Below are 15046 nucleotides of genomic sequence, written 5' to 3'. Positions count from 1 at the left end.
GCGGGAGACGAGCGGTGCGACTGACCGATTACCTCGACAAGGGCGCCTCGCTGGGCCCGTCGGCTCCGTGTTTGACCACGGACGGCGGCTCGCTCAGCTACGGCGAGGTCCAGCGGCTGTCCTGGCAGGTCGCCCGTGCGCTCGCGCGTTCGGGCGTGCGGCCGGGCGACAAGGTGGCGATCCTCTCCGCCAACGACCCGGTGTCGTTCGGGTGCGTGTTCGGCATCAGCCGGGCCGGGGCGGTCTGGTGCCCGGTCAATCCGCGCAACGAGGCGGCGGAGAACCGGGAACTGCTGGACCTGTTCGACTGCACGTGCCTGCTCGTGCAGGAGTCGTTCGCACCGCTCGTTTCCCGCATCGCCGGACAGCTGCCGAAGCTCGCCACCGTGGTGTGCCTCGACGGCTCGTTCGACGGCGCGATCCCGCTGGCCGCATGGCTCGACGGGCTTCCCGATTCGCCCTGGCAAGCGGATCCGCCGGACGACACGGCGATGCTCGTCGGCACCGGCGGCACCACCGGTCGGCCGAAGGGCGTGATGCTGACCGGGCACAACGTCGAAACCATGTCGGCACTGACGTTGATGAGCTACCCGTTCCAGCCGCGTCCGCGCTACCTCGCGCTGGCCCCGCTGACGCACGCCGCCGGGGTGCTGTGTTTCCCGGTGCTGGCGCTGGGCGGCGAAATCGTGGTGATGCGGTCGCCGGATCTCGGCCGGTTCCTCGACCTGATCGAACGGCACCGGATCACCCACACCTTCCTGCCGCCCACGCTGATCTACCTGCTGCTGGACCATCCCGCACTGTCCACAACGGACTTCAGCTCGCTGGAATGCCTGTGGTACGGGGCCGCGCCGATGTCGGCTTCGCGGCTGGAGGAAGCGATCACCCGGATCGGACCGGTGCTCGGCCAGTTGTTCGGGCAAAGCGAAGCACCGATGATGATCTCGACGCTCTCCCCGGCCGACCACCTCCATCCGGACGGCACACTGGCCCGCGAACGCTTCACCTCCGCGGGCCGTCCGACGCCGTTGACCCAGGTGGCGATCATGGCCGAAGACGGAACCTTGCTGCCGCGCGGCGAACGCGGCGAGATCGTCGTGCGCGGACCGCTGGTGATGCCCGGCTACTACCGCAATCCCGAGGCCACCGCGGACGTCAGCAGGCACGGGTGGCACCACACCGGCGACATCGGCTACCTCGACGAGGAGAACTTTCTGTACGTCGTGGACCGGGCCAAGGACATGATCATCACCGGCGGCTTCAACGTTTACTCGGCCGAGGTGGAACAGGCGCTGATGACGCATCCCGCGGTGCAGGACTGCGCGGTGGTCGGCCTGCCGCACGAAAAATGGGGCGAGCAGGTGACCGCGGTCGTCCAGCTCCACAAAGGACGGACGGCGGCCGCGGACGAACTGCGGGCCACGGTGAAGGAGTTGCTGGGCAGCGTCAAGACGCCGAAGGAAGTCCTGCTCTGGCCGGACCTGCCGCGGTCGAAGGTCGGCAAGGTGCTGAAAACCGACGTGCGAACGCAGCTGCTCGCCGAGCGGACCGTCCCTCAGAACTGACCGCCGCCCGCGTGCACCGTCTGGCCGGTGACCCAGCGGGCCTGGTCCGACGCCAGGAAACCCACGATGTCCGCGATGTCGCCGGGTTCGCCGATCCGGCCGAGCGGAGTCTGCCTCGCGCTGTACTCGACCACGCCCGGCGGCCCGTCAGCGAGGAGGGCCTCGGTGCGGACCGCGCCGGGAAGCACGCTGTTCACCGTCACCCCGCGCGGGCCGAGTTCCTTCGCCAGCACGCGCACGAACTGGTCCCCGGCGGCCTTCGCGGCACCGTAGATCCCGGTGCCGGGCCGGGCCGTCGCGACCACTCCGCTCGACACCACGACGATCCGGCCGCCATCGCGCACCCGCCGGGCCGCCTCGCGCAAGGAGACGAAAGTCGGCCGGAGGTTGGTGCTGAAGATCAGGTCGAAGATCTCGTCGGAGGCCTCGGCGAGCGGCACGAACCGGGCGATCCCCACGTTGGCGACGACCACGTCGAGACCGCCGAATTCCTGTTCCGTGCGGTCGAAAAGGCCTCGCAACTCGGTGTCGTCGGTGACGTCCGCGCGGAGAGCGACCGCTTGGCCGCCGTCCGCGCGGATCTTGGCGACGACAGCCTCGGCCGAGTCCTGATCGGCGCGGTAATTGACCGCGACGGAAAACCCGTCCGCACCCAGCCGCTCCGCGATCGCCCTGCCGATTCCGCGCGAACTCCCGGTGACCAGCGCCGCTTTTCTCTGCACGGCGTCAGTCTAGCGGTGGCCGAAGTGATGCCCTTCGTCAGCGAATCCGTGCGCGGCAAGGAAAACCATCATCGCCACCGCGATCACCAGCAGCATCCCGACGGCCAGCTTGCGCCGCGCCGGCGCGGCCCCGAACTCCGTCACCAGCTGGTGTCCGGCCAGGAGCAGCAACGGCTGCCAGCGAGCCCGCGTCGCAGGTGAGGGCAGGTCCGCGACCACGGCGTCCAGCTCGTGCCGGTACTGCGCCGCGTAGACGGTCGTGACCCGTTCTTCCACTTCGGACAGGCTCAGTCGCCCCTCGCCCGCGGCGCTGTTCAGGACTTTTGCCGTTTGGTCCCGTTCGGCGTCGGAGCAGCGGACGGGTCGATCATCAGTCATGCCTTCCTCCCGGATACGACTGGCATCACCCGAACCGCCACCTTGGTCAGCGGTTCGCGGACCATGAGTCCGAGCGCCCCGACTCCGGCGCCGACCACGAACCCCGCGAGCACGTCGTGCGGATAGTGCGCCCCGACGTACACCCGCGAAATCCCCATCAGCACCGCGAAAACGAGCGCCCAAAGCCCCCATTTGCGATTTACCAGCAGCAATGCCACCGCGAACGCCGCCACGATGACCGTGTGGTTGCTGGGAAACGCGTAGTCGGCCGGCGGATCGCACGGCAGCAGCGGGTGCACGCCGGGAACCACGCGGCACGGCCGGACCTCGGCGAACACCGACTTCAACACGGTGTCCACGGCGATGGCCACTGCCATCGCGATCGGCACCCATGCCGCGGCCGCCAGCGCCGCCGGTCCCTTGACCCGCGCCCGCCAGAGCACGGCGAGGATCACCGGCACCACCAGAAAGACCCCGTATTCGCTGAACGTCGTCGCGATTCCGGCCAGCCAGTGCTGAGACCACGCGAAATCCGTGATGTCGCGGTACCACCCGGCGTCGATCATCGCGTCACGCTCCTTCGCGCGCGGACGAGTTCGACCAGCAGCGGGCTCAGCGAAAGCAGCACCACCACGGCGATGATCGGCAGCAGGTACGTGTCGATGTTCGGCACCGACGCCCCCAGCGCGTATCCGGCGAGCGTCACGCCGGCTGTCCACAACAGACCGCCGATGACCTGCCACAACGCGAATTTCGCGGCGGGCATCCCGGCGATGCCGACGAGCGGGTTCAGCACGGTCCGGACCACCGGGATGAACCGCGCCAGCACCACCGCCTTGCCGAGCCCGTACCGGGTGAGCAGCGCCGATCCGCGCGCGACGCCCTCGTGCAGGTGCTTGCTGCGCACCCGGACGAGCAACGCGCCGCCGGCTCGCCGGCCGAGGATGTATCCCGCCTGCGCGCCGAGGAGCGCCCCGGCCGCGGCCGCGACGATCACCGCCGCGAGGGACAGGTGCAGCGTCGACGACGCCGCCAGGACCCCCGCGGTGAACAACAGCGAATCGCCCGGCAGGAAGAACCCCACGAGCAGTCCGGTTTCGGCGAACATCACCACGAAGACGCCGAGCGGGCCGAACGCGGCCAGCAGCCACTTCGGGTCGAGCATGCCCACCTCCAACTACTACACAACTGTCGAAATTCTACATGAACGTAGTAGTGGGCCGAGCCGCTTCGACAAACAGGTAGAATTTGGACCATGCGCAATGGACGGGGCGAGAGCGCCCGGCGGGCTCCCGGCGAACTGGAGGCCGAGGTGCTCGCGGTGCTGTGGGAATCCGACGAGCCGCTGTCGGCCACCGCGGTCCAGGAGCGGATCGGCGGCGGACTGGCCTACACCACCGTCGTCACGATCCTGTCCCGGCTGTTCGAGAAGGGCGTGGCGACCCGGGAGAAGCAGGGCCGCTCGTTCACCTACCGCGCCGCCGACGACGAACCCGGGCTCGCCGCCCGCCGGATGAGCAAGGTGCTCGACGCCGAAGCGGACCGCTCCAGCGTGCTGGCGAAATTCGTGTCGAACCTGTCCGAATCGGACGAAGCCGTGTTGCGCGACCTTCTGCGCCAGAACGGCGGCTGACCCGTGAATCTCGACCTGCTCGCTCCGCTGCTTCTTCCGCTGGCGTCCTGGCCGGTGGCGCGCTGGGTCGCGCCCCGGCTGTCGCCGCGGCTCGGCAGCTGGCTGCTCGCCGGGTCCGCGCTGGTGCTCGCCGTCGGCAGCACGGCGACGCTCGCGGTCCTCGCCGCCGCGGGTCTCGCGCAGCTGCCGTTTGTCGGCGAGCTGGGCGATTTCTCCGCTGTCGCGTTCCGCGGGGCCGACGCGGTGAACCTGCCGCTGGCGATCGCCAGCGGGGTCGCGCTCGTCGTCGCCGGGGTCGCGTTGACCCGCACGGCAATCCAGTACGTGCGCTGGCACCGGAAGGTGCACGCCGAGCTGGACACGCACACCCGCGAGGCTGGCTTCGTGCTGCTGCCGGGCGAGGAGCCGGTCGCGTTCGCGGTGGCCGGAGGCGGCGGCCGGATCGCGGTGTCCAGCGGGATGCTCGCGGCACTGGAACCGCGGGAACGCCGCGCGCTGCTCGCGCACGAACGCGCGCATCTCCGGCTGCGGCACCATGTTTTCGCCGCGATCGTGACGGTCGCGACCACAGTCAACCCGGTGTTGCGTCCGCTGGGCTCGGCCGCCCGGTTCGCGCTGGAACGCTGGGCGGACGAGGCGGCCGCGGACCGCGTCGGCGACCGGAAACTTGTGGCCACGGCGGTCGCGAAGGCCGCGCTGGCCGGCCGGTCCCAGCCGTCGCTCGCGCTTGCCGCGACCGGCGGACCGGTGCCGCAACGCGTCAGCGCGCTGCTTTCCTCCCCCTCGCCAGGTTCGCGGCGGAAGCCACTGGCGGCGGTCGCCGTCGCGGTCGTGCTCGGTGCGTGCACCTGGTCAGCGGCCTGCACTCTCGACGCGGCGACCGATCTCCATTCCGGACTCGAGACCGCGCAGCAGGCCGCTTGCGTGCTCGCACAGGGGCCCCACAGCGAGCCCGCGTTCCCGGCATTCCGCCACGAGCACCGGGACTGCGCCAAGCGCTGATCGCCACGCTCCCGGCGCGGCGGCGATGTCGGAGTCGTGCAGCAGAATCGTGCCACCGCCGGTCAGCCTTCGGCACACGGTGCGCACGACCGAGCGCGGAGTGGCGCGACTGGTCCAGTCGAATCCCCAGGTACTCCACAAAACGGGCTGAAGTCCGAGCATGCGCGCCGACACCAGGGCGCTCGCGCTGAACACTCCATACGGCGCGCGCAGCCACTGCGGTCGCGTGCCGGTAACGAGTTCGATCAGGTCGACGGTGTGCGTCAGCTCCTCGTGCAGAGCCTTCGGGGAGCGGCGCAGGAAGCAGCGGTGATCCCAGCCGTGCACCGCGATTTCGTGCCCGGCCGCGGCGATCTCCCGGCCTAGTTCGGGCGCGGCGGCGAGCTCCCGGCCCAGCACGAAGAAGGTCGCGCGGACGTCCAGTTTTTCGAGCGCCCGGAGGAACTGCGGGGTGGATTCCGGGTTCGGGCCGTCGTCGAAGGTCAAGGCCACATGACCGGAGTCGCCTCGCCCAGCCAGCCGGGGCGGGCGCAATTGCGGTAGGAACAACGCGGCCGGAGCAGCGTGCGCGACGGCCGCCGCGGCGAGTCCCCGGATCATCCCGCCGCCTTGACCGGCCGGCGCAGCAGCCACTCCAGCGCCTCGGTCAGTTCGCTCGGCGAATGGACCCACGGCACGATGCCGTCGTTGTGCAGCACGGCGGCGTTGGCGCGGCCGTGGCCGGGCAGGCAGCGGTAAGTCAACACCGGAAGACCGGTCGCGAGCGCCTCCGACGTCGTCAGCCCGCCCGCGTTCTGCACCACGACGTCGCATGCGCGGATCAGCTCGGGCATCCGGTCGACCCAGCCGAATACGTGCCGATGTCCGGTTTTTCGCAGCTTTTCGGCCAGTGCTTCGTTGCGGCCGCACACCACCACCGGCTCGACGAGGCCGGTCGCGAGGAGGTCGTCGGCAGTCTGTTCGATTTGGCCGACGCCCCAGGATCCGGCCACCACCAACGCGAGCGGGCGGTCGTGCGGAAGACCGAACGCGAGCCGGAGCCGCAGCCGTTCGGTGATCCCGGTGGCGGGCCGGAACGCGGGCGCGACCAGCGGACGCGAGACGAGCGTGCGACCGGCTCCAAGCGCTTTGGCTTGGCGCGCGGCGGTTTCGTTGGGAGCGACCGTGAGCGTCGCGTCCGGGCTGACGCACAGCCGGTGCACCGACGGGTCGGTGAGGTAGACGACCAGCGGCGCGGTCAGTTCGTTCGACCGCCGCAGCCGGGCGACCGCGTGCGTGGCGAGCGGATAGGTCGATACGACGACATCGGTGTCCTGTCCGAGCAGTTCCCGCAGCCGGGGCGTGGCGAGACCGGCGAACCGTCGCGCGGCACCGGCCAGCGCGGGGGTGCCCAGTGCGGCCAGCAACCAGTCCCAGCTGCGCGGTGCCGTGTTCAGCTGCTGGTGGTAGGCGCCGCAGAGCAGCTCGCCGAGTCTTCCGGGCAGCAGGTCCAGGAAATCGGCGCGGACGACGTGCGCGCCGCGGCCGGAGAACCACCGGTCCAGCTCCCTGGCGGCACCGTCGTGGCCCGCTCCGATCCGGGCGGACACGATCACCACGCGGGCCATCGGGCACCTCTTTCTGCTTCTACACGACTGTAGTAAAACTACATCGCTGTAGAATGAGAGTCGAGACCGACCCGGGCACACAGATGCACCCTCGGTCCGACATTCCGGGCACCGTCTCCGCAATTTGGGGTAAGCGGTAACCCGTCCAGGTGAGACGCCCGCTACCGTGGGTCTTTCGACCACCGGAAGTGGCAGGAAGAGGAACCCCGATGCGTCGCAAGACCTCCAGCGCGCTGCGTGTCGCCCAGGTGCTCCTGGCCGTTGTTTCGCTGCTGGTCCTCGGCGGCACCGCGTTCGCCTGGTCGAAGCTGAACCAGATCACCGACGGCCTGACCAGGTCCGACGTGATCGGCGCCGGTGCGGACTCGCCGATGGGCGAGCAGAACATCCTGCTGGTCGGCCTCGACACGCGCACCGACGCGCAGGGCAACCCGCTGCCGGAGGACGTGCTCGACCAGCTGCACGCGGGCGGCGCCGAGGACGGCGGCGACACGACCGACACGATGATCGTCGTGCACATCCCGGCGGGCGGCGGGAACGCCACCGCCATCTCGATCCCGCGTGACTCGTATGTCCAGCTCGCCGGGAAGTTCGGGAAGCACAAGATCAACTCGGCGTACACCTACGGCCAGATAGCTCGGAAGAACGAGCTGAAGGCGCAGGGCGAATCCGGGACGCAGCTGGAGACGGACTCGGCTCAGGCCGGGGCGAAGACCGCGATCGAGACCGTGCAGCAGTTGACCGGGTTGACCATCACGCACTACGCCGCGGTGAACCTGGCTGGGTTTTACTACGTGAGCCAGGCTGTCGGCGGAGTTCCGGTCTGTCTCAAAGCTCCGGTCAAGGACAGTTACTCGGGGGCGGATTTCCGGGCTGGGCAGCAGAATGTCTCCGGGGCCCAGGCGTTGCAGTTCGTGCGGCAGCGGCACGGGTTGCCCAATGGCGACTTGGACCGGATCAAGCGGCAGCAGGTTTTCATGGCCAGCATGGCCAAGACGATCCTTTCCGCGGGGACGCTCACTGATCCGAGCAAGCTGGACGCGCTGATCGGCGCGGTCAAGAAGGCTGTTGTTGTCGATACCAACTGGGATTTGCTCGGGTTTGCTCAGCAGTTGCACGGGATGAGTGCGGGGAGCATCAACTTCGTCACCGTGCCGGTGGTCAGCATTACGTTGAAGACACCTAACGACGGCGATGCGGTTCAGGTTGATCCTCAGCAGGTTCAGCAGTTTATTCGAGAGCAGACTGGGGCTTCCCCTTCGTCGCCGTCTTCTTCTGCTTCTGCGCCGCCGTCTTCGTCCGCTGGGGATCCGTCGCTGGCTTCGTATGTGGTGGACGTGCGCAACTCGTCTGGGGTGGACGGATTGGCCAACCGGGTGGCGGACAAGCTTGCCGCTGCTGGGTATCAGCGAGGGTCGGTCACTAACAGCGCTACTCGCCGGACGTCGACGGTGTACTACGGGCGGGGACAGCGCAGCCAGGCCGAGGCGATCGCCGAGAAGCTGGGCGGGGTTGCGGTGGCTTCGGACAATTCTCTTGAGAAGGACCATTTCCGGGTCTATTTGGGGCAGAAGTATTCGGATGATTCCGGGGTGCATCCGGCTGCCGCTCCGGCGGTGATGGAGCCTCCGGCCGGGAGTGCGCCGGAGATTACTGCTGACGGGGTTACTTGCGTGAACTGACGGCTCGTGCTTCGCACATCGCGGGGATGAGTGGTGCGTGGGGGCACCCCGTAGCTGAGTGTGACGACGGTCTGGGGTGGCTTGTCAAGGCGGGAAAGATGCCTTGACAAGCCACCCCAGACCGCGTTTTTGGCTTCGTATCGGGGTGCGGGGGTGGTGTGGGTGCTCGGCTGGTTGGGTGTGCGGGCTGCGGTTAGCCCCGATGTGGCATTGGCTGCATGCGACGCGCCGAATGCGGCAACCACCGGTGGCGCTTCCGCACCCTCGCCATCACAACCCACTTCTTCAAACCAGGCAGCGTTGCAACAATCCCATGGCCCAAGACCCCTTGCGGGAAGCTAAGTCCGCGAAGGGGTTCCCCTCGCCACGCGCTGCGGGTCGCCGGTGGCACGTGCAGACCAACTCCGGTCCAGGAGAACGGAACCCACCCGACTCCTCATGCGGCTGCGAGGGGAACCCTTGAAGGGACTTGGAGTCCGTGAAGGGCTCCTTGAGGGAATCTGATTCCCGCAAGGAGTCCTTCACGGACTTCGGCGGAGCGGGGGAACCGTCGGCGGACACTGCGGGGGGCCGGGCCGGGGGGAAAGCAAAACGGGCCGGTCCTGTGCGGACCGGCCCGTTGCTCTAGCGGTTATGCGTGACTCAGGCGTTGCTGCGCCGGCGGCGGACCACCAGCAGCATCGCGCCGCCTGCGATCACCAGGGCTGCGCCGACACCGATGGGCAGCGCGGCGTTCACGCCGGTGTTCGCCAGCGGGGTCTGGCCCGAGTTGTTGCCGCCCGGGGCGGCGGGGGCGGTCGTCGCCGGCGCGGTGGTCACCGGGCCGGTTTCGGTCCAGGTGCCGGTCGCGGCGGCCTGGACGCTGCTCTTCTGCGACTGGGCCACGATCAGCGACTGCGCCGGCTTGTCCGCGTAGTTCTTGGCCACGAACAGGCGACCGGTGTTGACGTCGCCCGTGGCCTTCACCGCGAGTTCGGCCGTGCCGGCCTTCGCGTCCTTCGGGACGTCCAGGAACAGCTTCGTGCCGTTCTTGATCGCGGAGGACTTGATCTCTTCGCCGTTCTCGCCGACGACCTCCACGCCCTCGGGGAGCTTGCTCGTGAAGTCGGTGACGCTGCCGGTGGTGGCGATGGTGAACGGGCCGATCTTCGTGCCCGCTTCGCCGGTCGCCTTGGCCGGGGTGATGCTCAGCGCCGGCTTCGTCTCCTCGACGCCGGTGTTGGCGTCGCCGGTCAGGTAGTCGTACAGCGCCAGCACGTCGGCCGCGTCGTCCGGGGAGCCGTTGGCCAGCGGGTTCTTGGCGTCGAGGTCGGCCGCGTCGCTGTAGTGCCACACCGCGGCCTGGGTCGCGGTCAGCGCTTCCTTCTCGGACAGACCGTCGTGGAGCGTGATGCCCTTGCCGGTCAGCGTCTTCTCGAGGGACGCGGTGTCCTCGGACGGGTAGCTGTGGTGCAGCACCCAGTTGATGTTCTTGTTGTTCTTGCGGAACGGCGAACCCGCGTCGGGGTAGTCGTTCCACGCGTGCTCGACCATGGTCTCGCCGAACCGGGCGCCGACCTCGATCTGCACGCAGTACATCTTCGAAACGGCGCCGTCGGACAGCTTCAGGTTGAACAGCGTCGTCTGAAGCGCGTCCTTCTTGCCGGTGATGTTGACGTCGAAGCCCGACGAACCGCCGTGCTCCAAGGTGCCCGAGGCCGCGCCGCTGCGCGCCGAGGGGGCGTTGTCATCCGCGAGGGCAACCGGTGCGGCGATCATGAGCGCCGCCGCCGCGGACACCACCGCGGCCCCTCCCCGGACCAGCATTGACCTGCCGTGCATGCTTTCTCCCATCCAGTCCCGAACCACGAACGACGGACCGCGTGAGACCACATCTCCCCGACCACGACGGCCACCAATTCGGGTGAAGAATCCACCCAGTCAAGCGATGGCGAAGCATACACAGGGCTCACATATGCACTCTCGGTGGTCCCCTGAATGCGCTTTCGTACCACCAGTCGGAGTCGTTCCACCCCTTGTGTTGCTCTGGGCAGAGGTGGAAAGAGCTGCGGAAACCGGGTGGAACGCTGGGCACGCAACATGGATTACGCCGCCCGGCGGACGTGCTGGCGGCGTTCGGCCGCGCCGGGGTGCGGGTTCGACTGGAAGGCAGCGCTTGGCAGGTCGCGGACGCGGTGCGGAAACCGGTGGAATTCGCTCCGCAAACGCGGCGGCGCGCACAGCGCGTTCCCATCAGCGACCTTTCGGCGATGGGAACGCGTCCGGAGATCCCCAGACCGCGTCGCCGGGCGGAGGTGCCCGTCGACGCCCCGGATGCTCCCCGACCCGATCGCTCGCCGCCGGTCGAGTTGCCCACGGTGATCCGCCGTCTGGCGCGCCGCCGTCCCGGCTGTGCTCAGTTGACCAGGTTCTCCAGCGGCTCGCCCTTCGCGTAGTGCGCGAGCTGGCGTTCGGCCAGCCGCTTCGCGCGCGGGTAGAACGAGTCCGAACCACCCGCGATATGCGGGGTGATGATCGCGCCGTCGAGCGTCCACAGTGGATGGTCGGCGGGCAGCGGTTCCAGGTCCACGACGTCGAGCGCCGCGCGCAGGCGGCCGGCGGAGACCTCGGCGGTCAGGGCGTCGGTGTCCACGGCGGTGCCGCGGCCGACGTTCACGACCAGGGCGGTGTCCGGCAGCAGGGCCAGTTCCGCGGCGCCGAAGAGACCGCGCGTCCGCGGGTTGTCCGGCAGGACCAGCAACACGATGTCCGCCGTCGGCAGGAGATCCGGCAGTTCGGCGATGCCGTGCACGCCGGGGCGAGCCGCGCTGGCGACCCGGACCACCTCGGCCTCGCCGGCCTCCAGGTACCGCTCGATGGCTCGGCCGATCGAGCCGTAGCCGACCAGCAGAACGCGGCAGTCCGCGAGCGAGCGCGTGTGCACCCGGTCCCACGAACCGGTCCGCTGCTGCGCGAACCAGCGCGGGAAATACCGTTGCGCGGCAAGGATCAGCGCGAGCGCGTGCTCGGCGACGCTGAGGTCGTGCAGGCCCCGGCCGTTCGCCAGCCGCACCCCGGACGGGACGAGCGGCAGCAGGTTGTCGTAGCCAGCGGAGAGCGTCTGGACCGCGCGCAGTGACGGCAGGTGCGGGATGAGCTTCGCGGCCGCCGGACCCTGGTCGTAGGGCAGAACGTAGAACTCGACGTCGTCGAGGCCGTCCGGAGGGGCGCCGCGGCCGTCCCAGACGACCGCGTCCAGTTCCGCCGGAACGGAAATGTCGGACCAGGGCACCAGTACACGCGCGGTCATGCTCGCCTTTCCTTCGTCTTCACCGGAACCGCGAGCACCAGCACCGCGGCTGCGGCCATTGTCCCCGCCAGCATCAAGAACGCGGCGGCCGTGCTGCCGGTGGCGGATTCGAGCCAGCCGACCAGGTAGGTCCCGAGGAACCCGCCGAGCGCTCCGGCGGCGTTGACCACCGCTACCGCGACCCCAGCGGTCCGCTGCGGCAAGAGTTCGGAAATCATCGCGAAGAACGGGCCGTACGGCGCGTACAACGCCACCGCGGCGATCGCCAGCAGCACGAATGCCCACCAGAAGTGCTGCTTGCCCAAGAGGTACGAGCCGTAGAACGCGACCGCACCGGCGATCAGCCACGGCCACACGTACTTCCGCCGCACCCCGGAGCGGTCCGAACCGCGCGAGTTGATCAGCATCGCCGCCACGGCGAACGCGTACGGGATCGCCGACAGCAAACCGGTCGCGCCGATCCCGGCCGACGAACCCGCCTTGACGATCGACGGCAGCCAGAACACGAAGCCGTAAACCCCGATGCTCCACAACAGATATTGCGCCGACAGCAGCAGGACCGCCTTGGAGCGCAACGCTTCCCGCACCGGACGCTCAGCCGGTTCCGGCAGGTGCGCCTGCTCCGCGGCGATCGCGCGCTCGACCGCGTCGCGACCGGCCGGGTCAAGCCACTGCGTGTCGGCGGGCCGGTCGCGGACCTGTGCACGGAACACGAAAGCCCAGATCAGCGCCGGGATTCCCTCGATGATGAACATGCCGCGCCAGGACGTCGCCTCGATCAGGTACCCGGACGCCGCCGACAGCCACATCACCGTGACCGGGTTGCCGAGGATCAGAAACGCGTTGGCACGGCCGCGTTCCGCCTTGGTGAACCACCGCGCGAGCAGCACGACGAGCGCGGGCAGCACCGCCGCTTCGACCGCGCCGAGCAGGAACCGGACCGCGATCAGCACCGGCACCGAACTGAGCAGGCCCTGCGCGGTCGCCAGGACGCCCCAGGCAAGCACCGACCAGAAGATCAGGCTCCGCACGCTGCGGCGGTCGGCGTAGAGCACGCCGGGGACCTGCAGGAGGAAGTAGCCGAGGAAGAACGACGCGGCGATCAGCCCGGACGTCGTGTGCGTGAGGTGCAGTTCCTCGGCCATGCCGCCCGCGGTCGCGATCGAGAAGTTCGACCGGTCGAGGTAGGCGAGGCTGTAGGTGACGAAGACGATCGGGATCAGGCGCAGCCAGCGCTGCCGCCCGAGCGTGCCCGCCTGCTCGACGGTGTTCATCCGGTACTCCTGTCGCCGCTGACCCAAGTCCTTGACGTGCTTTCCGTAATATGGAAAGCTATTCCGCAATGCGGTGAGCAGCAGTGTGCGTCGCCGCGCGCGGGACGTCAAGGGGGTCCGATGGCGGACATGGTCGGCAAGGCTTTGCGGGTGCTGTCCCTGCTCGGCGGCTACCCCGAGGGCGTGCCGCTGTCCGAGCTCGCGCGCGCGGCCGGGTATCCGGTGAGCACCACGCATCGATTGCTCAGTTCCTTGCAGAGCGAGGGATTCGCGCGCAACGACCCGGTGTCGAAGCGGTATTCGCTGGGGTTGCGGCTGTTCGAACTGGGCCAGTCGGTGTCGCAGGCGCGCGGATTCGCCGGCGTCGCGCTGCCGGTGATGCAGAAGCTGTCCGCGGAGACCGGCGAGCCGACGCTGCTGGCCGTGCTCGACGGGCACAACCAGGTTTACGTGCACTCGGTTCAGGGGTCGCAGCGGCTGCAGATCCGCGGCGAACCGGGTGCGCGCGGACCGTTGCACTGCACGTCGATGGGCAAATGCCTGGTCGCGTTCGCACCGAACCGCGATGAGCTGGTCGCTTCGCTGGAACTGCCCGCGCTGGGTCCGCGCACCATTACCGAGCGAGAGGCGTTCGCGGCGGAGATCGCGGCGGTGCGCGAACGTGGTTTCGCGATCGCCGACGAGGAGCACGAGGAGGGCATCCGCGCGGTCGGCGTTCCGATCAGGACGCCGGACGGGACCGCGATCGCCGCGTTGTCCACCGCGGCACCGGCTTACCGGCTGACAGTGGCGCAGCTAGAGGAGTTCGTGCCCGCTTTACGCGCTGCTGCCCGGGAATTGGCGGCCGTGCTGCCCCGGTGACGGCCTACTCGCCGATCTGTCCCTTGATCCACGAGACGAGCTGGTCGACGCGCGCCGCGGTTTCGATGCCGGGCTGAGGACAGTCGGGGCCGAAGTCCTCGACCGCGATCAGCGTGTTCTTGCCCTTCACCGGCACGAAAAACGGCGAACCCGAATCGTCCGGGCACGGGCTGTTCTCCACGGTCCGCTTCTTCAGCGGCTCCAGGGTGATCTCGTCCTTGCGCACTTCGGCGACCTGGAAATCGCCGCGTTTGATGTGGTCGGTCTGCACGATGACCTTCGACGACAGCGAACCCCAGCCGACGAAGGTCGTGTGCTCGCCCGGCTCCGGCGGACCGTCCGGCAGCGCGAGCGGTTCGATGTCGGTGACCGGCTCGGACAGTTTGGCGAGCGCGAGGTCGTTGACCGCGGACTGGCGCGTGTCCACGATCTTCAGCACATGCCCGCGCGGGTCGGAGTCGGTGAGCTTCCCGATCGCGGCGGTCATGGTGTAGCCGGGCTTGCCGCTGACGCGCGTGCCGTCGAGGTCGTGGAAGCAGTGGCCCGCGGTGACGACCCATTGCGGGGCGATCAGCGAACCGCTGCACCCGCCGGTGCGAACGCCGCCGTCCTTCTCCGGAATGTCCTTTGAGGACAGTTTGACGCTGAACGGGGTCGGGTGATCGGGCAGTGCGGACGCCGTGGCGCCGGTGCCGCCCGGACCGCCGCTGACCGTGCCGCTGGCGTTGCCCGCGTTGCCGCCGGCGCCCCGGGCGACGGCGAGGTTCGGCACCGGTTTGGCGGTCTCGGCCTGAGCGGTCCGCTGCAGGCCGACGTAGGCCCCGGCGAGCCCCGCCCCAGGATGGTGGCAACCGCCACGGCACCCAGCCGACGGCTCGCCCGCTGAGCGGAGCGTGACTTTGCGTTCACCACGGAGACCAAGATAGCGAAGTTGTTAAGCCGAATGAGTGAGTGTGCCCGATTAATCCGATGACCAGGGTAGAAACTGACGCCGCCGATACGCGGCGTTCGGGTGTGATCACGGATTGCTCTC

General features: G+C 69.0%; 14 protein-coding genes and 1 pseudogene. 5 read left to right on the top strand and 10 right to left on the bottom strand.

Translation table 11 applies throughout. The annotated features are described in order from the left end of the window. Positions 1-14 precede the first annotated feature (14 nt). Positions 15-1565, top strand: coding sequence for an acyl-CoA synthetase (locus ATK30_RS25315; protein WP_101437708.1), 1551 nt, complete (start codon positions 15-17; stop codon positions 1563-1565). Here the strand turns inward: ATK30_RS25315 and ATK30_RS25310 are convergent. Genes ATK30_RS25310 through ATK30_RS25295 form a run of 4 tightly spaced genes read right to left on the bottom strand, consistent with a single transcriptional unit; the run spans position 1556 to position 3830 of the window. Beyond that, positions 1556-2287, bottom strand: coding sequence for an SDR family oxidoreductase (locus ATK30_RS25310; protein WP_101437707.1), 732 nt, complete (start codon positions 2285-2287; stop codon positions 1556-1558). The two genes, ATK30_RS25315 and ATK30_RS25310, sit on opposite strands and share 10 nt — an antisense overlap. A 9-nt stretch (positions 2288-2296) precedes the next feature. After that, a complete protein-coding gene (locus ATK30_RS25305) occupies positions 2297-2665 on the bottom strand; it encodes a DUF1707 SHOCT-like domain-containing protein (protein ID WP_101437706.1) in 369 nt (122 codons plus the stop codon). Continuing rightward, positions 2662-3231, bottom strand: coding sequence for a phosphatase PAP2 family protein (locus ATK30_RS25300; RefSeq protein WP_101437705.1), 570 nt, complete (start codon positions 3229-3231; stop codon positions 2662-2664). Before ATK30_RS25300 ends, ATK30_RS25305 begins: the two co-directional genes overlap by 4 nt. Further along, the gene (locus ATK30_RS25295; protein ID WP_101437704.1) at positions 3228-3830 is read right to left on the bottom strand and encodes a DedA family protein; all 603 of its coding nucleotides are present in this window, start codon (positions 3828-3830) and stop codon (positions 3228-3230) included. The genes ATK30_RS25300 and ATK30_RS25295 overlap by 4 nt, the downstream gene beginning before the upstream one ends. 90 nt (positions 3831-3920) lie before the next feature. Between ATK30_RS25295 and ATK30_RS25290 the strand changes: the two genes are divergently transcribed. Both ATK30_RS25290 and ATK30_RS47775 read left to right on the top strand, forming a co-directional pair. Continuing rightward, the gene (locus ATK30_RS25290; RefSeq protein ID WP_101437703.1) at positions 3921-4298 is read left to right on the top strand and encodes a BlaI/MecI/CopY family transcriptional regulator; all 378 of its coding nucleotides are present in this window, start codon (positions 3921-3923) and stop codon (positions 4296-4298) included. Positions 4299-4301: 3 nt separating this feature from the next. After that, a complete protein-coding gene (locus tag ATK30_RS47775) occupies positions 4302-5300 on the top strand; it encodes a M56 family metallopeptidase (RefSeq protein WP_208637419.1) in 999 nt (332 codons plus the stop codon). Between the two features lie 156 nt (positions 5301-5456). Here ATK30_RS47775 and ATK30_RS47770 read toward each other — a convergent pair. Together ATK30_RS47770 and ATK30_RS25275 are read right to left on the bottom strand one after the other, a co-directional pair. Beyond that, positions 5457-5900 (bottom strand): annotated as a pseudogene (locus ATK30_RS47770) (polysaccharide deacetylase family protein); the annotation flags it as partial. After that, complete coding sequence (locus ATK30_RS25275) at positions 5897-6907, bottom strand: glycosyltransferase (protein WP_101437702.1); 1011 nt, start codon at positions 6905-6907, stop codon at positions 5897-5899. The pseudogene ATK30_RS47770 and the gene ATK30_RS25275, both read right to left, overlap by 4 nt. A gap of 209 nt (positions 6908-7116) precedes the next feature. Here ATK30_RS25275 and ATK30_RS25270 point away from each other — a divergent pair, with 209 nt between their 5' ends. Further along, positions 7117-8589 carry an LCP family protein gene (locus tag ATK30_RS25270; RefSeq protein ID WP_101437701.1) on the top strand — a complete coding sequence of 491 codons (1473 nt, stop codon included), beginning with the start codon at positions 7117-7119 and terminating at the stop codon, positions 8587-8589. 642 nt (positions 8590-9231) lie between these two features. On the opposite strand, the gene ATK30_RS25265 is transcribed toward ATK30_RS25270, so the two are convergent. From ATK30_RS25265 to ATK30_RS25255, 3 genes are all read right to left on the bottom strand, one after another. Beyond that, entirely contained in the window at positions 9232-10410 is a 1179-nt protein-coding gene (locus ATK30_RS25265) for a thioester domain-containing protein (protein ID WP_101441058.1), read from the bottom strand. A 574-nt stretch (positions 10411-10984) separates the two neighbouring features. After that, on the bottom strand, positions 10985-11878 hold the full coding sequence (locus ATK30_RS25260) for a 2-hydroxyacid dehydrogenase (RefSeq protein ID WP_101437700.1): 894 nt from the start codon (positions 11876-11878) through the stop codon (positions 10985-10987). Beyond that, complete coding sequence (locus ATK30_RS25255) at positions 11875-13152, bottom strand: MFS transporter (RefSeq protein WP_101437699.1); 1278 nt, start codon at positions 13150-13152, stop codon at positions 11875-11877. Before ATK30_RS25255 ends, ATK30_RS25260 begins: the two co-directional genes overlap by 4 nt. Before the next feature lie 120 nt (positions 13153-13272). On the opposite strand from ATK30_RS25255, the gene ATK30_RS25250 reads away from it, so the two are divergent. Then, positions 13273-14013 (top strand): IclR family transcriptional regulator, encoded by a 741-nt coding sequence (locus tag ATK30_RS25250; RefSeq protein WP_101437698.1) that lies wholly within the window; start codon positions 13273-13275, stop codon positions 14011-14013. 4 nt (positions 14014-14017) lie between these two features. On the opposite strand, the gene ATK30_RS25245 is transcribed toward ATK30_RS25250, so the two are convergent. Beyond that, positions 14018-14785 (bottom strand): S1 family peptidase, encoded by a 768-nt coding sequence (locus tag ATK30_RS25245; RefSeq protein WP_101437697.1) that lies wholly within the window; start codon positions 14783-14785, stop codon positions 14018-14020. Positions 14786-15046 lie beyond the last annotated feature (261 nt).

It is taken from the genome of Amycolatopsis echigonensis (assembly GCF_002846615.1).
GTDB lineage: Bacteria > Actinomycetota > Actinomycetes > Mycobacteriales > Pseudonocardiaceae > Amycolatopsis > Amycolatopsis echigonensis.
Note: the sequence above shows the minus strand (reverse complement) of the source record. Positions and strands in the feature narration are given on the sequence as shown.

Coding starts and splice junctions, on each gene's coding strand:
- ATK30_RS25260 (WP_101437700.1), bottom strand. CDS start 11,878: ATGACCGCGCGTGTACTGGTGCCCTGGTCCGACATTTCCGTTCCGGCG.
- ATK30_RS25290 (WP_101437703.1), top strand. CDS start 3,921: ATGCGCAATGGACGGGGCGAGAGCGCCCGGCGGGCTCCCGGCGAACTG.
- ATK30_RS25300 (WP_101437705.1), bottom strand. CDS start 3,231: ATGATCGACGCCGGGTGGTACCGCGACATCACGGATTTCGCGTGGTCT.
- ATK30_RS25295 (WP_101437704.1), bottom strand. CDS start 3,830: ATGCTCGACCCGAAGTGGCTGCTGGCCGCGTTCGGCCCGCTCGGCGTC.
- ATK30_RS25275 (WP_101437702.1), bottom strand. CDS start 6,907: ATGGCCCGCGTGGTGATCGTGTCCGCCCGGATCGGAGCGGGCCACGAC.
- ATK30_RS25265 (WP_101441058.1), bottom strand. CDS start 10,410: ATGCACGGCAGGTCAATGCTGGTCCGGGGAGGGGCCGCGGTGGTGTCC.
- ATK30_RS25305 (WP_101437706.1), bottom strand. CDS start 2,665: ATGACTGATGATCGACCCGTCCGCTGCTCCGACGCCGAACGGGACCAA.
- ATK30_RS25270 (WP_101437701.1), top strand. CDS start 7,117: ATGCGTCGCAAGACCTCCAGCGCGCTGCGTGTCGCCCAGGTGCTCCTG.
- ATK30_RS25255 (WP_101437699.1), bottom strand. CDS start 13,152: ATGAACACCGTCGAGCAGGCGGGCACGCTCGGGCGGCAGCGCTGGCTG.
- ATK30_RS25250 (WP_101437698.1), top strand. CDS start 13,273: ATGGCGGACATGGTCGGCAAGGCTTTGCGGGTGCTGTCCCTGCTCGGC.